Raw genomic sequence first — 16,998 nt, forward strand, 5'->3', positions numbered from 1 at the left:
CTGATGACTTATGGCAGACCCATCGTTTTAGGCGATGGCGAAAACAGCTGGCTGACAAGAGCGCAACTCAATGAACTCTTTAACCTGAGTCAAGTCGCTGGCCAGAAACATAACATCACCCTGCCCGATGGTCGCACCTTCACAGTGATCTTTGACCGCACCGATGGCCCTGCCATTGAGGCCCAGCAGGTGCTGCCACTGTCAGCCCCCACCGACGCCAACTTTTATACAGTGGTCATTCGTCTTCTGACAGTGAGTGACTATTGAAGGCGATCTTTTGCTTTTCGGTAAGCCTGACTGCCTTCCCGCTTACCAACAGACAAAACCAAAACAAGGACTTCATCATCATGAACCTGATAGACAAGACGATACCCCGATGCCTTCAGTTTTATCTTGTAGGCACCATCCAGTTCATGAAGGCGAGCAGATGGTATATGAGGTGTTATCAGTCGCTCCTGCAGTTTCTTCTTGAATTGCTGCTGAATTGTCGGAGCCAGCTTTTTCCATTCTTTGTGGGCTGCCGGAATGAACTTCAGCTTATAGGTCATCCAAATCAACCTCGATGGCTTGGTCTTTATCCTTTAAACGCTCCTTGGCTACGCGCACCAGCTCCAGGTCATCCAGCTGCTCCATCATCCACTCGTAAGTGTCTGCAGGAACGAGATAAGCCGTGGGGCGGTTGTGGTTCAGCACCACAACAGGCTCTCCGCCCGCCTGAGCGATCAGCGCAGAGGGGTTCTTTTTTAGCTCGGAAATACTTACCGAGTTATTGGCCAGTACCTGTTTCATTGTCATCTCCAGATCATATATAGGTCTTTTTATAGAGACATATTTAGCACCTTATTGGTTCCGCGGCAACATGGATGCAGCTATGGCAATTAACAAGGACGATATCAAACTCTACGAATCCCAGCGTCTCTCCGACGAGGGCGACGGCGGCGGGCGAGCCACCGGTAATGTGGTGATCGACGGCCAGGTGAATAACCTGTTTCGGGATATTTCCCGGATAGACCGGACGGTGGGGGATGTGTCCATGCGTAAGGTTTTTATCGGTGTGAGCACCGACAACGCAGACCCTTATCTTGGCGCGCACGCGATCCTTACCGAAGCCCCGGAGGATGAGCGTGTTGGCGTGGTGCTGTTCAACACCGAGAGCCAGACCGATGAGCGGGATGATGCCCGCAACCGTATCGAGAGTTATGTGGTGCCTGCGGTGGACACCAACTGGGAGCTGTTGGGCAATCAGTTGGTCGGCCAACGGAGTTTGCTGGCGATTCAGCGCGAAGAGCATCGGCTGCCAGAAATTGGAGAAGTCTACCGCCTCTTCAATGAAGCAACAGGCGACGAGCAGTATGTGCGCCTGACCAGCGTGGAAGGCACTGTGGAAACTTTCACTTATGCTGCCTCCGACACCACTTATGTAGATTTTCAGCGGCGCAGGCTGGAGCTGAAATTGTCGGCACCTCTGAAAGTAACGTTTCCCGGTGGCATCCCCACACCGGGAGGCACCGAGCCGCAGGATAATGTCACACCCACCCGCATCCAGACCACACAAGTGGCCGATGCGGCTCGCTATTACGGCCTGCAACGTTTGAGTGAAGGCGTCAGTGTTGGTGATCTGACCTTTAAGGTCGGCAGCGTGTACGGGGAGATTGTGCCCAGTGCCCGGTCGGAAACACCGCTTATCAATCAGGATGGCGCTTATACCGCCCGAGCCATGAAGGCCACTCGCACCAGCAATCGCAGTGTGACATTGTCTTTTGGTTTGATTGGCGGCAACCAGTCACGATCTTACCTGCAATCAGGCGCAGTCCCCCGGACAGTTACGATTAGCGTGGCCGGTGGCACCTATACCGATCAGGGCAATGGCGAGTTCGGTCACACCAGTGGTTCCAACCCCTTCGATCGGATCACCATTGATTATGAGTCGGGCCAGATTGATGTTTACAAGACCACGGGCTCCTACACCAGCTCCGCTTCAGCCAGTTATCGTCCGGGAGCTGTATTAACCGGGGATATGGTGTCGCTGGAAGAAGAGATCACTATCCAGAATCGTGGTTTTAATTACACCTTTGATTTGGCTGGTGAGGGGGCTTCTCCTGAGCCTGGCACATTAATTATCTCCTATCTGGCACTGGGGAAGTGGTATGACATCGCCGATCCCGGTAATGGCCAGCTGGAAGGGGCAGGAACGGGCAGTATTGATTACGCGACAGGAGCAGCACAGGCCACCCTTCAGGCTCTGCCCGATCCTGATAGTGCACTCATTGTTGCTTACAAGATGCAGACCGATGACGAGGTGACGATCCATGAAGATTCCGTCACTCCCGGCAAGTTTGAAGTGCGGCATATCACCGAGAAGGTGGGCCTGCGACCCGGCTCACTTTCTATCGGGTATCAGGTAGGCGGGCAGACCAGAACCATGACTGACAACGGAGCTGGTGTGTTGCAGGGTGATGGTGTCGGCACGGCTTACTATGCCGATGGCGTGCTCAGTATCGTACCTGACAATATACCGGATAATGGCACGAGCCTATCGCTATCTTATGAAGAGGGAACGGTCACCAGTACTTCGGTGGATGGCTCCCCTGATGGGGCAGGTTTGTTTACTGGCACGATTCCCGGTGCGCCCCTGCTGCCGGGCAGTGTCACGCTGGAATGGCTGGTGACCCGTGAGGGCGGGCAGCTCACGGACGGCGAGCGTTTTGATTACAACCTGTCCCGGTCGGTGAATGATGATGGGAGTGGAAACTGGTAGGGAGGGCTGGCCGGCATCCTGGACTATGCGACCGGTGCCTTCTCTATCAAGGTGACGGAGAACTATAGCTACACCACCAATAAAGCAGTGCGTCGAAACGGTATTGGCGGCATTCTCTACAAGTTTGACAGCGTCACCACAGTTCATAACAACATTGAAGACTTTGAGGGGAGCGGCCTGATCGTCAAGGCCCAGAGCAACAGCCTCAATCATGTGCCGCACATGGAAACGGTCACAGCCCCGGAGATGACTGTTGACCTTCTGCCCAATAGAGAGGACGCCATTCTCCCCGGTAGTGTGATGTTCACATGGGCAGGGGACACCTACTTTGACCGGGCCGGTGTCTTGTATAAGAACGTGAGCAGTCAGACCAATGCGGGAACAGCTGTCGGCACTCTTGATTACACCGGTGGAACAGCCACCTTCAGCAGCTACCCAGATGGCGACAATGACACGGTATCTGTGCAGGCGATGGCAACCTCTCGCGCAGGCTTTCAAACCAGCCATATAGCTTTTCGCACTCCCGGTACTCCTCTACGCCCCGGCAGTTTGCAGGTGTGGGCTAACCGGGCGGATACCGGCGAACGTATTTCAGCGCAGGCCGACTTTAACGGCAATCTAGCCAGCGACGAGATGGATGGTTTTGTAGATAGTCAAACTGGCTGGTGCAAGATCCACTTCACCGATGGATCGAACGATATTGATGTGCTGCCTCAGACCGTCAGCTACAACACGGTGGTACTGACCAGCATACCCTTGGACTCCCGGCTGATCGGCCTCGACCCGGTGCGCTTGCCTGCCGATGGGCGCGTGCCCATTTACCGGGACGGGGATATTGTGGTGCTCGCCCATGAGCAGACCACGGAGATTGGGACACCGACAGCGGGACAGATCGTCACGCTTTCCCGTACTCACCAAGCAGCGATTGAAGTCGTGGATGCGGCGGGAAAGGTTATCGACCCCGACCAGGTGACCATCAATCGTGAAACTGGCACGGTGACGTTTACCGATCCATTCGTTCTTCAGGAAGCAGGCGGCCATGCACTTGTACCTCCCCTGTCGGTTGTGGATCGCATCGAGCAGATGAGTGTGGTGTCCGATGTTCAGATCAACGGAGCCATTTCTATCATTGCACCCCTGGCGTGGGACTTCCCGGCAGGCTCTACCGTCAGCTCGGCAGTGGTGTACGGTGACCTGCAGGCGCGAGCGAAGAACACGTTCACCCAACGGACATGGGACGACGGCCACCCCAACTGGACAGCGGCGCGCCTCGGCGCTGACACCATCGCACAGTACAACCTTATCAACTATCCCATCACGGTACAGAACAAGGGCGGTATCGAGGGCAAGTGGGCTTTGGTGTTCACCAGCACTACGGCTTTCTCCATTGTGGAGGAGAAGCTGGGTGTGATTGGCGCAGGCTCCCTTGCCAGCGACACCATGCCCAACAACCCGGAAACCGGCACCCCGTACTGGACAGTGGCAGCGGACGGCTGGGGCGCAGGCTGGACGACCGGTAACGTGCTGCGCTTCAACACCGAAGGCGCACTGGCTCCGCTCTGGATGGTGCGCACAACACTGGCCGGGCAAGGCACCCGACAGGATGACCAGTTCACCTTACAAGTGCGAGGGGATGCAGACTAATGGCGACGTATACAGGACTCGGCACAGAAAACAGCCCATACCTGATTGAAACCCCGGAGCAGTTTCGGGATGCGTTCAAAGATTCTGCGACAGCGTTCCATCACTACGCCGTCATCCAGAATATCGATATGGGCGGCATGGCGATTGGAGGCTACAACCAGGTACGGGCCAAGATTGATGGCAAGGGCCACGTGATCAGCAATGCCGTGCATGCGGAGAGTTATCTCTGTTATCGATGGTGGGGATATTTGAAAAACATTCACATCATCATGGGCCATAAAACGACCAGCAAAAAAATCAGGTACTTTGCCCAGTCGGATGCCAATGGCGCGGCGATAGAAAACGTCCGTCTTGTATTCACGAACACCTTTTATAACTGGGCCACCTTCAACATGAATATGGAGGGCATGGTGTCGGTGATTGTCAACGAGGATGCGGGCAACGGGCGCAAAACCTACTGGTGCACAGGAGCCAAAAACGCAAAAGTCGATGTCACAGCGCATGATACCGACCCGGCGAGTTATCCCGGTATCGATGACACTATCTGGGATGTAACCGGAGGTGGTGTACCGGTGCTGATTCCACAGGGCGGAGATTATTCCCAGTACACCCACGTGATGGGCAAAACCATGATAGATGGTGTGCCAAAATCCCGAAACGTGCGAGCAGTGAGTGCCGACCGACACAGCCTGATAGCCGAGGCGACCTCAGGCGCTGATGGTTCATTCGATGTGGGCACAACGCCCTACACCCATGGCATTCTGGTGTATGCCTTTGACGACTATGGCGAGACCATTCAGCCGGGCGCAGTCTACAACGTGGACGACATTGTTCACCCCAAGACAGGGAACGGCTATCGGTATGTGTGCGTTCAGACAGGCACCACCGGTGATCCGCTCCCGGATTGGCCTTGGCCCACCGACCAACTGACCACCGGCACGGCCATCTTCAATGCCGAGAAAATCGTTCAGCCGTTTCTGCATGGCCCGGTGACCCCTGTGCCTATCTTTCAGCCCATCTCGAATGAATAGCACGGGAGGCGACCATGGCGGACTATATCCTTGACGGCGGAGACCTTAACCTTCCTGCGCTCATCAGCTACGAGGCTCCGGCAGGGGGCAATGTGGTGATTGATGTCGCATCCGGGGAGGTGGCGGCAAAAGTGGTAGCAGGCACGATACAGGTGAACGACCAACCGGCTCAGCGGCAAGTGTGTGCATTGAGCTTTGATCCACAGAACATGCCTGGCCTCGGCACCCAGCGGAAAATGCTGGGCACAGCCACCAGTGCAGCGGATGGCACTTTCTCCATTAATGTGGGTGCGTTCAATGGCCCGGTATTGGTTATCGCCGTGGATCACTACGGCCAGACGTGGGAGCCGAACACAACCTACAGCATCGGCGACACGGTGCATCCGGTCGACCCGTCGGGATACAAGGGCTTTGTCTACGACTGCACGGGCGCGGGCGTGTCCGGGCCAGACGAGCCGCATTGGTGGACGGACACAGGTTCCAACGCAACAGGCACATCAGGTACGGCGACGTTGACAGCCCGGCAATACTACCAACCGCTGTGTCATGGGCCGATTATCCCCGTGGGCGAGGATAGTGAAGAGTGAGTGTTGCCCTTGTTTTTGGTGGGGAGCTCTACACGCCGCCTCCTGGAAACCAGTTACAACTTCACTTTAAAACACCCACCGATTCCAGGCCTCCGGTAGCGTTTCCAGAGCCGCCTTCCTTAATCCAGTCCATTGGATCGGCCTGGCTTCAAGCCCACACGCGAGAGCAGCAAACGACACTTGCCAGTCATCCAGCCAAAGCGGTGCAACACACGACAGAGAGCTTATTTGGTGACGCAAAAACATCACCAGAGCGCACGCGTAAACATCAATGGCACGCCGTTCCTGTGAAAGATAAATCGCGTTGCTCGCACTGGAGTATGGCTCCCCCTCGAGAATCCAAAACCGACAGCCTCTGGGCAAACACGCAACCCACCGATCCCACAGCGATTCCATGCCCCTGGCATCAAACCGCTTTACCTAAAGAGGCCAACACAGCCGCACTGTGGGGGCAACCGCCCTCCAAAGACCAGGACTATGCAGGCCCGTGGTTCACAGTCGATACAACAGGCCCGGAATGGCGCACTCACGAACACAGTAATCCTCCTCTCTGGGTTGAACCTGCCCATGCGCTGAGCTTTGTGTTCGCCGGTACCGTTTATCGCCCAGATACCATGCCTCCGGCTTTCTTTCGGTTTGGTGGTGTTATCGCGCCACATCCGATACAGCCCAAAGATGCATCACCAAGAGCGTGTTGGCAGCAATCAAATACCGTTGACCTGTCGCCAGCTTTCCCCTGGGGAGAAGGGCGGTATCAACGGATCAAAGACAATGAGCATACAGTCGACTACGGCGGCAAGGTCATCCCCCTGCCACTGGAACCACCGACACCGGACGACAAGGAGAGTTACCTGCTGATGAACACCGTCAACGCCGTGCGTCTGCCTGATGAAGAACCATTGGAGCTGCTGGATATCAGCATTGATCTGGATATCGACTCGTTCACATGGCAGTTATCAGCAGCTGTAGCGAACAAAGCTGTGCTGAACATGATCGAACCAGACGCCAACGGCACCAAAGATATCAAGATCACTATCAATGGCTGGACCTGGGTGTTTATGGTCACCCGGTATGACAGTGAACGTCGCTTCAATAATGAGCGATATCGTATCGCTGGAGAGAGCCGCACCCGGTTACTGTCGGCACCTTATGCACCGCTTCGCAGCAAAACAGAAGACAATGCTATTTCAGCGGTGCAGGCGGCAGAGGCTGAGCTCACCCATACAGGATTCACATTAATCTGGGATTCTACCGAGACATGGGCGACACCGGACTGGATTCTTCCGGGTGGCCTGTTCAGCTATGTGAACCAAACGCCTATAGAAGTGATTGCCAGCATCGCCAACACGGCTGGCGCGGTCATCATCCCATCCTCTGATTCGGATGTGCTTGCGGTACAGCCAAGGTACAAAATCAGCCCGTGGAACTGGTTAGAAGACACCACCCCGATAGATCACGCAATACCCGAAAGCATGGTACTCAGTATGAGTATGGAGTGGCGACCGGAGTCGGAGTACAACGCAGTGTATGTGAGTGGCATTAATGAAGGCGTGGCGGTTGCTGTGCAGAGGCAGGGTTCAGCAGGCGATAAGCCTGCGCCGGATATTATTGAGGATTGGCTCACGGCAACGGATGTGAATACGGAAAGGGGAAGGAATGTTTTGAGTGAAGGCGGGAACCAGGCTGTGGTCACACTGGACTTGCCTTTGACCGTGAACGGGCAAGAGCCGGGGCTGGTATTGCCGGGTCAGCTAGTAGAGGTTATGGAGGGTTCTGAACCCTGGATGGGATTATGCCTCTCAACAAATATCAAAACGGCAGGAAGCGGGGCGGGGAAAGTTGTTCAGAGTCTGTCGTTTGAACGCCATTACCAGGAGAGTTGAGATGGCAACAATAAACCCATGGAAGAATTTTCAAGCGTTGCTCCCGAAGGCGAGCCGAATTATTGGTACTGTCACCAGTCATAACGGCAACGGCTCCAGTACTATGGCTCTGCGAGATGGCTCGGTCATGAATATTAAAGGTGAAGGCGTGATCGTGGGCTCAAACGTATTGGTGGAAGGCGGTGAAGTGGTTCGGGAGGTGCCGGATTTACCAGTCTATGATGTGCAGGTTTAGCATTTATAGAGATTGAATAGGGAAGGTTGGGGTAAGTGTTGTGCGTAATCAGTCGCCGGAAATGATGATGCTTGAGCGTCCACCTAAGGGAGCAAGGAGAAATAATGATCAGAAGCGTAGAAGGCGAACAGTATATTAGGTAAAAATCCGCGTGAGGTTGGCGCGGGCTGTCATAAATAAATAAGAATACCCATTACTTCTTCAGCCCTGAAGTATATAGTGGCGGCACGTTAAAAGTGTGTTCCAGTCTTTATGTATAGATTCAAACGTTCCGAGTGTAGTAGCTCATTTCGTTCTTCATAAGCAAAAACAGAACTTCTAGCTCAACCGCCTTGCGCCTTTGTAAGGCAATATTATTTTTGAAATAAGGATACGATTATGTCTACTACTACCGGTACTGTTAAGTGGTTCAATGACGAGAAAGGTTTTGGTTTCATTCAGCAAGAGAATGGCGGACCAGACGTTTTCGCTCACTTCCGTCAGATCACTGGCGAAGGATTCAAGAGCCTGGCTGAAGGCCAGCGTGTTGAGTTCACTGTGACTCAAGGCCAGAAAGGCCCTCAAGCAGAAGACATCCGTCCTCTGTAAGAGCTGAGCTGCACTTGATGTAGCTTATCGCTTCACACTTTTCTATAAAGAATTGTGAGGCTAGAAAGGCAATACCTTCGGGTGTTGCCTTTTTTTTATTTGTAATTTATGAGCGTGATAGAGAGCAGAATTGTTGTGAGTCTTCCCGTTTATGGTGCACCGATGTAAAGGTTGGGATAATCTTCCTCTACTGGATATCCGGGATAGATCACATGTTCAACTTGACTGATATGTGCAGTCAACACTTCACCTATCGTGAACTGATCCATTGTGGTGAAACCTTCCAAAGATCTGATATTCCCAATCTGCCACAACAGCCATCCAGCTGGCAGGCGCTGTCTGACCTTGCCATTCAACTCCTTGACCCTGTCGTCGAACAGTTTGGCCCCTTGAAGCTTTCATACGGCTTCTGTTCGCCCGCGTTGTCCCGCGCAAGACAGGCACTAGCGAAAGAGAGAAACATCCTCCCCGCTATTTATCCCTCTCTGGATCAGCATGTATGCCATGAACTGAATGCGAAAGGGCAGCCTGTTTGTGAGCGAGGAGGGGCTGCTTGTGATTTTATCGTTCCGGGGGTTTCCACATTGGATGTCACGCTATGGATAGCTCGGCATCTACCTTTTGATCGCATCTATTATTACGGCTCAAGCAACTCTGTGCATGTGAGTTATAACCAGGCAGCTCAATGCAGCGAGATAACGGTCATGACCCCCAAGACTGCTGGCCGTGGGTATATTCCTTCAACTATGAAAGCAGATAAGTTTTTGGAGCGGTTTGGCGATGAATCATGAGCAGTGGCAAGATGCACTGAAGCTTCTGCCGATTGGCAAAGTATTACCAAAGGCGATCTATGTTCACCGTTCTGCGCTGTTGGACGCTGCTCCTGAACTCAGTAAATATGTGGAGGGGAAAGCGTCGGCTGCCGGGCTGAACGGTGATGACTGGACGATCGCACGCCTTCACCGGGATGTGTTCAAGCTTACGCTTTTGAACTACCCACACTTTTATGATGAGGCTTATCCCTCTCTACATTTCAGTACCAGCATTGATTTGGTCACCGGGCAGGTCAAAGGGACCCGTTTTGCCAAGTCGCCCAACCCTCCCATTCTGCATCGTAAGGAAAATATGGTTCTGGCTTCTGATCCGGACTATGAAGATTTTTGCGAAATTACCCGTGAAGGAGAAGAAGCTGGGCTCTATGAAAATCCACGCATCATTGGTTTCAAACAGAGCTGGGAAGCGCTGATTCAAGAGAAAGGCTATGAGCTGGTGGATGGGCGCTTGTTTCGGCAGGCTGTTTTTGAGCAGGCTGAGGGTGACAAGCATGAAGTCGACAGGCACCGCACAGCATTAAGTCGTGATGCTATGTCAGTCCCGATGAAAACACTGGCCAAGAACGGTTATCTGGAAGGCCAGTTTTCTGTATTTGATTATGGTTGTGGTCATGGTGATGACTTGGCCGAACTTCAGGCCCATGGCATTCATGCTGCGGGTTGGGACCCGGCTTGGCGGCCTGACGGGGAGAAAACAGAAGGGGACTTGGTGAACCTCGGTTACGTGATCAACGTGATTGAGGGTTTGCCGGAACGTGTTGAAGCAGTGCAAGGTGCATGGAGCTTGACCCGTGTGGTTCTTGTGGTGTCCGCAATGATTGCCAGCGAGCGGCATGTGGCCAAGTTCAAACCTTTCAAGGATGGTGTGCTAACCAGCAGGAACACCTTTCAAAAGTATTTCAGTCAGGCCGAATTACAGATCTTCCTGGAGCAGGTTCTGGATGAAGAGCCTATACCGGTCGCTCCCGGTGTTTTCTACATTTTCAAAGATAAAGATGAAGAGCAGCTCTACCTTGCCAGCAAACAGCGCCGAAGAACGCGGTGGAAGCAGTTGGTACAGAAGAGCGTACGCATTCCCAAGAAGCAGCAACTGCTGGCTGACCACAGAGAGCTATTCGAACTCTTCTGGCAGCGCACGCTGGAATTGGGGCGTATGCCTGCTGCTGAGGAATTTGAGAAAGCAGAAGAGCTGCAGAAGCTGACGGGTTCTCCCAAAAAAGCGTTTAACCTGATTCGTGAAGAGTTTGATACAACGCCACTTGAGCAGGCAGAGGGGGAGCGGCGAGAAGATTTACTAGTGTATTTCGCTCTGCAGCAGTTCAATAAAAAACGGGTGTACAAACATATGCCCGAACAACTCAAACGGGATATCAAAGCGTTTTTTGGTGATTACAAAACAGCGATGTCAGAATCCCGAGAGTTGTTGTTTTCTCTGGCTCAACCAGAGCGAATCTACATCGCCTGCGAGCAGGCTCATAAAGAGCTGCCTGCCAGTATTTTCAACGAAGGCCATTCACTGGTTTTGCACACCCGCTTTCTTAATGATTTGCCGCCTGCTCTTCGTGTTTATGTGGGGTGTGCATCGCAGCTGTTCTCTGAGCCTGATGGTGTAGAGCTTGTGAAAATTCACATCCGTTCCGGCAAGTTCACCATGATGGTGTACGACGGTTTCGAAACCCAGCCCATTCCCATGTTGCGCGAACGTATAAAGATCAATTTGCGCAACCGGCATGTGGATTTCTTTGACTACGGTTATGGCGATTACGAACCCCAGCCGTTGTATTGGAAGTCCAGGCTTATAGATGAATCGTTTGCCGACTACAGCAAGCAGAAGAGCTTTGATAAGCGCTTGGAGAGTTTAGAACTACCCGAAATGGATGGTTACGGACTCAACCCAGAAGACTTCACGCTTGTGTTGCGCAATGGTTTTGGTCTGGAAGTAAAGGGCTATAAATTCTATAAAATATTGGCATAAGTTTGCACTGCATTGTGCTTATTGATGTGTCCCAACGCATCCGGGCGTACTGAATGATTGCTTCAGCCCAAAGCACGAGGCGAAGACTTTATCCTGTGTTTTTCTCTATGTGATAAGTGATAAGACCATCACCTTTTTCATGCTTCAAAAGTTTATGATCAAGGAAGGTACAAAACTTAGGAATATCCCGTTCAGAAGAGGGATCTGTCGCTAAAACTTCAACAATATTCCCGCCTTTCATCTCTCTGATTTTTCGATGCAGTAGCATCATAGGCTCAGGGCAAAGTAGCCCTGTAGTGTCGAGCTTATGGGTAATTTCGTAGTCGATTGTGGTGTCTGTCATAAATTCACAAACTATGTGTTCAGGTAATTTTTTTACGTTATAAACTTGCTGATGTCTGGCATAATCTCTTACTTTTTAACGTCCTGTATACTTTTTTTTGCGAACAGGTTGGGTCATGAGCCGTAGACAACTCAGCGAATTTTGCCACCAGTTTCCCGCCGTGCGGGGCATCCAGGCTGGTCGGCCCTGTTATATCGCTATGTGCCCGATGAGGTTGATACCGAAAATCTTTGTCTTTGATGAAGAAGAGGTACCACCAGAGCTGCGGGCACAAAGAATTTTGAACAAATCCCGGTTGCCAGCACTGGCCTCTTACCTTGTCGATAATATTGAGGACTACACACTGTCTGCGATTACAGCCTCAATAAACGACCAGGTTAACTTTGAGCCGCTGGCCGATACGGGCGTTGCCGTAAACCTTGGTTTGCTCTCTGTACCTATGGATGCCCAAATCCTCATTAATGACGGGCAACATCGCCGTGCAGCTATCGAAGAAGCCTTGAAGGAGAATAGCGAGCTTGGGCATGACAATATCCCCGTGCTTTTCTTCATTGATGAAGGCTTGAAGCGCAGCCAGCAAATGTTCGCTGATTTGAACAAACATGCTGTTCGACCCAGTGATTCGCTCAGCACTTTGTATGATCATCGAGACCCATCATCGCTGATGGCTTGCTATATCGTGGATAAGGTTCCTTGCTTTAAAAAACTGACCGAGATGGAAAAGTCGAGCATCTCCAGCCGCAGTATTAAGCTGTTCACGCTGAGTAGCCTTAAGCTGTCCAGCCGCAGCTTATTACGCAAGCGACCCAAAGATGTGATTACGCAAGAGGAGATGGACTTAGCATCAGAGTTCTGGAATTCGGTTTGTCAGGGAATGCCTGACTGGCTGGCCGCACAGAAACGTGAAATACCATCTTCTGAACTGCGACAAAACTATGTACATTCTCACGGTGTGGCACTCCACGCTCTGGGGTGCGCGGGTGCAGACCTTCTCTGCCAGTACCCGGAAGATTGGCAATCCCACCTGAATAAACTGGATGCCATTGACTGGTCACGCGCCAATGTTGAGTTGTGGGAAGGGCGGGCCCTTCACCACGGAAAATTGAGTAAGGCCCGTATCAGTGTGGCTCTTACTGCCAATGTTATTCGTAAAACCCTCGGCGTACGACTAAGCCCCGAGGATGAAGCCCTCGAAGAGTCTCTTGATCAATGACCACCGATAATATGCTGTATAACAGCATCGACGAGATGCTGGCGGACGATATGTCTGTTTATGCGGGCCGTCCCCTGAAAAACCTGCTGCACGAAATTCAGGAGCTTTATCAACATGATGATAAGCCTTGGGTGATCGGTTTTTCTGGTGGTAAGGATTCCACCACCATTCTTTCCCTGATTTACACAGCCTTGCTGTATCTGGAACCTGAGCAGCGGCACAAGCACGTCTATGTTGTTTCTTCTGACACGCTGGTGGAAACACCAGTTGTTGTTGACCAGATCAAGTTCGTTATTGATGAAGTGAACAAAGGGGCAAAAGAGCATGATTTGCCTATTACCGCGCATCAGGTGTTCCCCAAAACCGATCAAACCTTCTGGGCCAATCTTTTAGGTAAGGGCTACCCGGCACCTACGACATCATTCCGCTGGTGCACGGAGCGGATGAAGATTGATCCAGTCAGTGAATTTATTATGGATAAAGTCGCCCGCTTCGGTGAGGTGATTGTTGTTCTGGGTTCACGTAGCCAGGAAAGTTCTTCCCGTGCTCAGGTAATAGCCAAGCATAAGATTGATGGAAGCTTGCTAGCCCGTCATACCTCTCTGCCCGGCGCTTTCACCTATATGCCTATCGAGAGCTGGACTCACGATGAAGTGTGGATGTATCTGCTGGCAACAGTGGCCCCTTGGGGTGGCAGCAACCGTGAGTTATTTGATCTCTACAAAGGTTCCAATGCCGGTGAGTGCCCGCTGGTGATTGATAAGAGCACACCGTCTTGCGGTAACTCTCGCTTTGGTTGCTGGACATGCACAGTCGTTACCAAAGACAAAGCCATTGAAGGCTTGATTGAAAATGGCGCGACATGGATGACTCCACTGCTCAAGTTCCGTCAGAAACTTTGGGATAGCACCAAGCCTGAAAACAAAGAAGCTCTGCGCAGTACACGTCGCCGTGATGGTCGTATCAGCTATGTTCGTAGCCGTAATGTGAACGACGATGGCTCTCGTGAAATCAAGCGTGCCTTTGGCCCTTACAAAATGAGTGTGCGGCAAGAGTGGCTGAAAGAGCTGCTGACCATTGAACGCGATTTGCGGGCAGAAGGTCAGGATATTGAACTGATCACCCGCCCGGAACTGCACGCAATTCGCAAAGAGTGGTTGCACGACCCGCTGGACCCGGACTGGACCGATTGTCTGCCTGCGATATACCGGGAAGTGTATGGTGAAGATCTGGATTGGGTTGAGAATGATGCTGGTGCCTTTACCAAACCAGATGCCGACCTTCTGAAAGAACTGGAAGAAGAATACGAGGTTCCTGCGGAGTTGATTATGAAATTAATCGAGCTGGAACTGTCTATGGAAGGTTTGAGTGTGCGCCGTGGTTTGCTGCGTAAAATGGAGAGCCTGCTGGAACAGGACTGGGATGCTGATGGTAGCCATGAATACCGCATGGGCAGTATCAAACAGCTGGATAGCTATGAGAAAGAGATGAACGAATTGCGTGAAAAGTACGAGGAGTTAGCATGATCCTCGAACAGCTGGAAATGTGTGACTTTCGGGTGATTAACGGTAAAGAGACTGTTGATCTCACGCCGCGTATGCGCAACGGCCGCAAACGCCCGATTATTTTGTTTGGTGGCTTGAACGGTGCAGGTAAAACCACCACGCTTACTGCCATCCGCCTAGCGTTGTACGGCCGCCATAGTTTGGGCAGTAATGTTTCCAACAAGGAATATCACGCCTATCTGCAAGAGTCGATTCACCGAAGCCGTAACTCTTTGGTGCAGGCAAACTCTGCCAGAATTCACCTGACCTTTAGCTACGCCACCCGTGGTGAAGTATCCCGCTATACCGTTAAGCGCGAATGGACGGTGAGTGGGGCGAGCGACAAGGTCAATGAAACCCTACGTATTGAAAAAGACGGCACGTTGCTCAAAGAGTTGAGCTACGACCAGTGTCAGGGCTTTTTGAAAGAGCTGGTGCCCATCGGTGTGTCTGATCTGTTCTTTTTCGATGGTGAGAAGATTGCAGAACTGGCGGAAGACAAAACCGGCCGGGCACTGGGTTCTGCCATCAGAAAACTGCTGGGGCTGGATGTTATCACCCGTATGCGTGATGACCTGGCTATCTATCTTAGAGAGAAGAATACGGCAGCCATGCCGGAAGAGCACCAGCAACAGATTGCTGATCTCAAGAGTGAATACGAGATTGCTTATGCGTCCTATAAAGAGGCGCTGGACGCGCATAGTGAGTCCGTAAGACAAATTGGTGGTATTGATTCTGATATTAAAAAGTCAGAAGGCTATATCTCCAGTAAAGGTGGTGAGTGGGCACGGTCACGCTCTGACGAGAAAGAGCGGGTCAACGAGCTGCTGGTTGAGAAGAAAAACCTTGAAGCACAAATACGTGAATGCATGGCTTCGGGCTTTCCACTGGTTTTAGCATTCGGCAAAGTAGAAGAACTGCTGACGCAGCTTGAGAAAGAGCAGGACTATAAAAAGCAGCAGCTCCTCAAGGTGACGCTGAATAAAAAGATTAACGTCCTGAAAAAGTCTCTGGAGAAATCTCTTAAAGACAAAGATGCCGTTGATGTAGCCATCACCCAGGCTTTCTCCGATGTATTTGCTGAGATCAAACAGATCAATGTTGTGCATGACTGCTCAGAACGTGAGTTTTCGCGCATCAATCATCTGGTAAAAGAAGTGTTGCCTGCAGCGCGCACGCAAATGCTGGAACTGGGCGACAACCTGGCAGCCGTTCAGCAGCAACTGGATAATGCCAGCAAGAACCTTGAGCGGGCACCGGACGAAGCCTTCCTGCAGGATGAGTTAGAGCACTTGCGCACGTTAAACGAGCAACGCTCCAATGAAACCGGGAAGGGAGCTATTGCCAAAGAAGAGGCACGCAAGGCCTTGCGTGAGGCAATGGATCTTATGCGGAAAATGCAGAAGAAAGAGCAGGAATTCAGCTCTAACTTCTCCAGTAACCGTGCTTACCAGATGGCCCGTAGTTCACGTGAGCTGCTGAATGAGTTTGCTGCGAAAACCACAGTCAATAAAGTGAAGCAGTTGGAGCAGGAGTTTGTACGTTCCTTCCGTAAGCTGGCCCGCAAAGACGATATCAGCCTGGAAGCACGCATCGATCCGAAAAACTTTGATGTTCGCCTGCTGAACAAAAACGGCGAAGAGATTAACAAACAGCAGCTTTCTGCCGGTGAAAAGCAGATTTTTGCTATCGCTATTCTGGAAGCTTTGGCGAAAACCTCTGGCCGTAAACTGCCCATTATTATTGATACCCCATTGGGCCGCCTGGACAGTAAGCACCGTGGAAAGCTGGTGGAGAATTACTTTCCCACAGCCAGTCATCAGGTGGTCATTCTGTCGACAGATACCGAGATTGACCAGGCCTACTTCAAAACCCTGTCACCTCATATCTCCCATGTGTACGAAGTAGAATACTTCCCGGATGACGGACACTCCGAGTTTATGGAGCGCAGATATTTTGGTCAGAAGTTGGAAGAAGAAGCAGTGGTAGAGGAGTTTACCCCGGATGTTGCCTAATCGAATTCGTATCTCCAAAAAGGCCACCGACACTCTGGCTATGGTGAAGGGCCGTACCGGCCTGACACCCAACATCCTCTGCCGCCTGGCTATCGCTCAGGCGCTGGAAGCGGGCTCGCTTAAAAAGCGGGTTAACTCAAAGATGGATGGGCAGGAGTTTAATACCAATACCTTGCTGGGGGAGCATGCAGACACTTATGCCATGCTGATTCGCCAGCAGGTGCAGGATGCCGAACTGGGCAAGGTTGTTGCCCAGCTGGTGGATGATGGGATGGGGTTATTCTCTGGAGTGAATAATCTGAGTGATCTTTTTGTGAAGTGTAAAGGAAGGGTGGCGTAAGCCACCTCT

Annotated in this window: 17 protein-coding genes; 14 read left to right on the forward strand and 3 right to left on the reverse strand. The window is 51.9% G+C overall.

Annotated elements, in window-relative coordinates; all coding sequences use genetic code 11:
- The coding region (locus QMA35_RS14885) for a hypothetical protein (RefSeq protein WP_281647945.1) at window positions 1-267 on the forward strand (267 nt) is incomplete at its 5' end.
- Here the strand turns inward: QMA35_RS14885 and QMA35_RS14890 are convergent.
- Together QMA35_RS14890 and QMA35_RS14895 are read right to left on the reverse strand one after the other, a co-directional pair.
- A complete protein-coding gene (locus QMA35_RS14890; protein WP_281647946.1) occupies window positions 261-548 on the reverse strand; it encodes a type II toxin-antitoxin system RelE/ParE family toxin in 288 nt (95 codons plus the stop codon). The two genes, QMA35_RS14885 and QMA35_RS14890, sit on opposite strands and share 7 nt — an antisense overlap.
- Window positions 538-795, reverse strand: coding sequence for a type II toxin-antitoxin system Phd/YefM family antitoxin (locus QMA35_RS14895; protein ID WP_281647947.1), 258 nt, complete (start codon window positions 793-795; stop codon window positions 538-540). The genes QMA35_RS14890 and QMA35_RS14895 overlap by 11 nt, the downstream gene beginning before the upstream one ends.
- 76 nt (window positions 796-871) lie before the next feature.
- On the opposite strand from QMA35_RS14895, the gene QMA35_RS14900 reads away from it, so the two are divergent.
- The 9 genes from QMA35_RS14900 to QMA35_RS14940 all read left to right on the forward strand — a co-directional run bounded on the left by QMA35_RS14900 (window position 872) and on the right by QMA35_RS14940 (window position 11,534).
- On the forward strand, window positions 872-2,758 hold the full coding sequence (locus QMA35_RS14900; RefSeq protein ID WP_281647948.1) for a hypothetical protein: 1,887 nt from the start codon (window positions 872-874) through the stop codon (window positions 2,756-2,758).
- 51 nt (window positions 2,759-2,809) lie between these two features.
- Entirely contained in the window at window positions 2,810-4,402 is a 1,593-nt protein-coding gene (locus tag QMA35_RS14905) for a hypothetical protein (RefSeq protein ID WP_281647949.1), read from the forward strand.
- Window positions 4,402-5,433, forward strand: a complete 1,032-nt coding sequence (locus QMA35_RS14910; protein ID WP_281647950.1) for a hypothetical protein — start codon at window positions 4,402-4,404, stop codon at window positions 5,431-5,433. Before QMA35_RS14905 ends, QMA35_RS14910 begins: the two co-directional genes overlap by 1 nt.
- A 14-nt stretch (window positions 5,434-5,447) precedes the next feature.
- Window positions 5,448-6,020, forward strand: a complete 573-nt coding sequence (locus QMA35_RS14915) for a hypothetical protein (RefSeq protein WP_281647951.1) — start codon at window positions 5,448-5,450, stop codon at window positions 6,018-6,020.
- Complete coding sequence (locus tag QMA35_RS14920; RefSeq protein WP_281647952.1) at window positions 6,017-7,903, forward strand: hypothetical protein; 1,887 nt, start codon at window positions 6,017-6,019, stop codon at window positions 7,901-7,903. The genes QMA35_RS14915 and QMA35_RS14920 overlap by 4 nt, the downstream gene beginning before the upstream one ends.
- A 1-nt stretch (window position 7,904) precedes the next feature.
- The gene (locus tag QMA35_RS14925) at window positions 7,905-8,138 is read left to right on the forward strand and encodes a hypothetical protein (RefSeq protein ID WP_281647953.1); all 234 of its coding nucleotides are present in this window, start codon (window positions 7,905-7,907) and stop codon (window positions 8,136-8,138) included.
- A 378-nt stretch (window positions 8,139-8,516) separates the two neighbouring features.
- The gene (locus QMA35_RS14930; RefSeq protein ID WP_281647954.1) at window positions 8,517-8,726 is read left to right on the forward strand and encodes a cold-shock protein; all 210 of its coding nucleotides are present in this window, start codon (window positions 8,517-8,519) and stop codon (window positions 8,724-8,726) included.
- A 212-nt stretch (window positions 8,727-8,938) separates the two neighbouring features.
- Window positions 8,939-9,517, forward strand: a complete 579-nt coding sequence (locus QMA35_RS14935) for a hypothetical protein (RefSeq protein WP_281647955.1) — start codon at window positions 8,939-8,941, stop codon at window positions 9,515-9,517.
- Window positions 9,507-11,534: a DNA phosphorothioation-associated putative methyltransferase gene (locus tag QMA35_RS14940; protein WP_281647956.1), complete on the forward strand. Its 2,028-nt coding sequence runs from the start codon at window positions 9,507-9,509 to the stop codon at window positions 11,532-11,534. The genes QMA35_RS14935 and QMA35_RS14940 overlap by 11 nt, the downstream gene beginning before the upstream one ends.
- An 88-nt stretch (window positions 11,535-11,622) precedes the next feature.
- Here QMA35_RS14940 and tusA read toward each other — a convergent pair whose 3' ends face one another.
- Window positions 11,623-11,877 (reverse strand): sulfurtransferase TusA, encoded by a 255-nt coding sequence (gene tusA, locus QMA35_RS14945; protein WP_281647957.1) that lies wholly within the window; start codon window positions 11,875-11,877, stop codon window positions 11,623-11,625.
- Window positions 11,878-11,992: 115 nt separating this feature from the next.
- On the opposite strand from tusA, the gene dndB reads away from it, so the two are divergent.
- The 4 genes from dndB to QMA35_RS14965 are packed head-to-tail and all read left to right on the forward strand — an operon-like array spanning window position 11,993 to window position 16,989.
- Window positions 11,993-13,090, forward strand: a complete 1,098-nt coding sequence (gene dndB, locus QMA35_RS14950) for a DNA sulfur modification protein DndB (protein WP_281647958.1) — start codon at window positions 11,993-11,995, stop codon at window positions 13,088-13,090.
- Complete coding sequence (gene dndC, locus QMA35_RS14955) at window positions 13,087-14,616, forward strand: DNA phosphorothioation system sulfurtransferase DndC (RefSeq protein ID WP_281647959.1); 1,530 nt, start codon at window positions 13,087-13,089, stop codon at window positions 14,614-14,616. The genes dndB and dndC overlap by 4 nt, the downstream gene beginning before the upstream one ends.
- On the forward strand, window positions 14,613-16,649 hold the full coding sequence (gene dndD / locus QMA35_RS14960) for a DNA sulfur modification protein DndD (protein ID WP_281647960.1): 2,037 nt from the start codon (window positions 14,613-14,615) through the stop codon (window positions 16,647-16,649). The genes dndC and dndD overlap by 4 nt, the downstream gene beginning before the upstream one ends.
- Complete coding sequence (locus tag QMA35_RS14965; RefSeq protein ID WP_281647961.1) at window positions 16,639-16,989, forward strand: DndE family protein; 351 nt, start codon at window positions 16,639-16,641, stop codon at window positions 16,987-16,989. Before dndD ends, QMA35_RS14965 begins: the two co-directional genes overlap by 11 nt.
- Window positions 16,990-16,998: the final 9 nt, after the last annotated feature.

The organism is Parendozoicomonas sp. Alg238-R29 (assembly GCF_947331445.1).
In the GTDB taxonomy this organism is placed as follows: Bacteria; Pseudomonadota; Gammaproteobacteria; order Pseudomonadales; family Endozoicomonadaceae; genus Sansalvadorimonas.

What these genes read in the sequence shown, in the direction of transcription:
- QMA35_RS14890 (WP_281647946.1), bottom strand. Translation starts at nt 548, where the DNA reads ATGACCTATAAGCTGAAGTTCATTCCGGCAGCCCACAAAGAATGGAAA.
- QMA35_RS14895 (WP_281647947.1), bottom strand. Translation starts at nt 795, where the DNA reads ATGACAATGAAACAGGTACTGGCCAATAACTCGGTAAGTATTTCCGAG.
- QMA35_RS14900 (WP_281647948.1), top strand. Translation starts at nt 872, where the DNA reads ATGGCAATTAACAAGGACGATATCAAACTCTACGAATCCCAGCGTCTC.
- QMA35_RS14910 (WP_281647950.1), top strand. Translation starts at nt 4,402, where the DNA reads ATGGCGACGTATACAGGACTCGGCACAGAAAACAGCCCATACCTGATT.
- QMA35_RS14915 (WP_281647951.1), top strand. Translation starts at nt 5,448, where the DNA reads ATGGCGGACTATATCCTTGACGGCGGAGACCTTAACCTTCCTGCGCTC.
- QMA35_RS14925 (WP_281647953.1), top strand. Translation starts at nt 7,905, where the DNA reads ATGGCAACAATAAACCCATGGAAGAATTTTCAAGCGTTGCTCCCGAAG.
- QMA35_RS14930 (WP_281647954.1), top strand. Translation starts at nt 8,517, where the DNA reads ATGTCTACTACTACCGGTACTGTTAAGTGGTTCAATGACGAGAAAGGT.
- QMA35_RS14935 (WP_281647955.1), top strand. Translation starts at nt 8,939, where the DNA reads ATGTTCAACTTGACTGATATGTGCAGTCAACACTTCACCTATCGTGAA.
- QMA35_RS14940 (WP_281647956.1), top strand. Translation starts at nt 9,507, where the DNA reads ATGAATCATGAGCAGTGGCAAGATGCACTGAAGCTTCTGCCGATTGGC.
- tusA (WP_281647957.1), bottom strand. Translation starts at nt 11,877, where the DNA reads ATGACAGACACCACAATCGACTACGAAATTACCCATAAGCTCGACACT.
- dndB (WP_281647958.1), top strand. Translation starts at nt 11,993, where the DNA reads ATGAGCCGTAGACAACTCAGCGAATTTTGCCACCAGTTTCCCGCCGTG.
- dndC (WP_281647959.1), top strand. Translation starts at nt 13,087, where the DNA reads ATGACCACCGATAATATGCTGTATAACAGCATCGACGAGATGCTGGCG.
- dndD (WP_281647960.1), top strand. Translation starts at nt 14,613, where the DNA reads ATGATCCTCGAACAGCTGGAAATGTGTGACTTTCGGGTGATTAACGGT.
- QMA35_RS14965 (WP_281647961.1), top strand. Translation starts at nt 16,639, where the DNA reads ATGTTGCCTAATCGAATTCGTATCTCCAAAAAGGCCACCGACACTCTG.